Here is a 1,715-nt window from a genome sequence, read left to right on the forward strand (position 1 = left end):
GCGGTGTATGGCGCAGTCATGCGCTGGGAACCCCGCGTGACGCTGACGGTGATTGATCTCACGACTGAAAACAGCGGAAAAATGACGGTGGAACTGTTCGGCAACCGCTCGGATAGCGCCGAACGCCTCAGTCTCTCTATCCCGTTAAGGGGGCAATAATGGCGACCATTGATTTAAGTCTGCTGCCCGCGCCGCAGGTGGTGGAATCACTGGAATTTGAAGCGTTACTTAATCAGCGCAAAGCGGCCTTTATTGCACTTTATCCTACTGAACAACAGGCGGCAGTGCGGGTGACGTTGTCCTTTGAATCCGAACCCATCGTTAAGCTATTGCAGGAAAGCGCTTATTTAGAATTGCTGCTACGCCAGCGAGTCAACGAAGCTGCGCAGGCGGTGATGGTGGCTTACGCCAATGGCAGCGACCTCGATCAGTTAGGTGCCAATAATGGCGTCGAGCGCCTGCTTATCACCCCGGCAGATTTAACCGCCATTCCGCCATTGGCCGCCGTGATGGAATCCGACGCCGATTTTCGGGTGCGCATCCCTCAAGCCTTTGAAGGTCTGAGCGTGGCTGGGCCGACCGGGGCCTATGAGTTTCACGCCCGCAGCGCCGACGGACGGGTAGCCGATGCCTCGGCGCTGAGTCCGTCCCCGGCCTGCGTGACTGTCACGGTATTATCGCGCGAAAACAACGGCGTGGCGTCGGCAGAACTGCTCGCCAAAGTGGATGCGGCGTTAAACGATGAGAATGTACGGCCAGTGGCTGACCGGGTGACGGTGCAATCCGCTGTGATTGTCGATTACCAGATTGACGCCAGACTCTATCTGTTTCCGGGGCCGGAAGCCGAACCCATTCGCCGTGCCGCCGCCGACAAACTGGCCGCCTACGTCAACGCCCAGCACCGTTTAGGCCGCGATATTCGTTTATCGGCCATCTATGCCGCCCTGCATGTGGAAGGTGTGCAGCGGGTCGAACTGGCCGCACCGCTGGCCGATGTGGTGCTGGATAAAACTCAGGCCGCCTACTGCACCGGCTACACCTTGGCGATCGGCGGGTCGGATGAATAACCGCCTATTGCCTGCCGGTTCCTCGCCGCTGGAAATCGCCGCTGCCGCAGCCTGCGCGGTGATTGCCGATGTGCCGGTGCCACTGCGCCAGCTATGGGATCCCGACACCTGTCCGCTGCCGTTATTGCCTTATTTAGCCTGGGCATGGTCGGTGGGTCGCTGGGATGAGAGCTGGCCGGAAGCGGCCAAGCGCAGCGTGGTACGCGCCTCGTTTTACGTTCACAAACACAAAGGCACTATCGGCGCTATCCGTCGCGTGGTCGAGCCGCTGGGCTATCTGATTAAGGTGCTGGAGTGGTGGAAAACCGGCGACATCCCCGGCACTTTTCGTCTCGATGTCGGCGTGCTGGAAACCGGTATTACCGAAGAAATGTACCGCGAACTGGAGCGCCTGATTGACGACGCCAAACCGGCCAGCCGTCACCTGATTGGCCTGTCGATAAATCTGGACAGCAGCGGCCAGTTTTATGTTGGCGCGGGTTGTTACAGCGGCGACGAGCTAACCGTTTACCCCTATTTACCCGAAGTTATCACCGTCACCGGCAGCGAATACACCGGCGGCACCATTCACATGATTGATGAGATGAGCGTGAACCATGACCGCTAGATTCTATGCACTTCTGACCCACGTCGGGGCGGCCAAACTGG

At 58.8% G+C, this 1,715-nt stretch carries 2 protein-coding genes; both read left to right on the forward strand.

The annotated features are described in order from the left end of the window. Nucleotides 1-158: 158 nt before the first annotated feature. Nucleotides 159-1,067 (forward strand): baseplate assembly protein, encoded by a 909-nt coding sequence (locus DBA33_RS20170; protein WP_064514948.1) that lies wholly within the window; start codon nt 159-161, stop codon nt 1,065-1,067. After that, nucleotides 1,060-1,674, forward strand: a complete 615-nt coding sequence (locus DBA33_RS20175) for a phage tail protein I (protein WP_120807104.1) — start codon at nt 1,060-1,062, stop codon at nt 1,672-1,674. The genes DBA33_RS20170 and DBA33_RS20175 overlap by 8 nt, the downstream gene beginning before the upstream one ends. Nucleotides 1,675-1,715 lie beyond the last annotated feature (41 nt).

The sequence above is a fragment of the Yersinia sp. IP36721 genome, from assembly GCF_003634395.1.
In the GTDB taxonomy this organism is placed as follows: domain Bacteria; phylum Pseudomonadota; class Gammaproteobacteria; order Enterobacterales; family Enterobacteriaceae; genus Yersinia; species Yersinia entomophaga.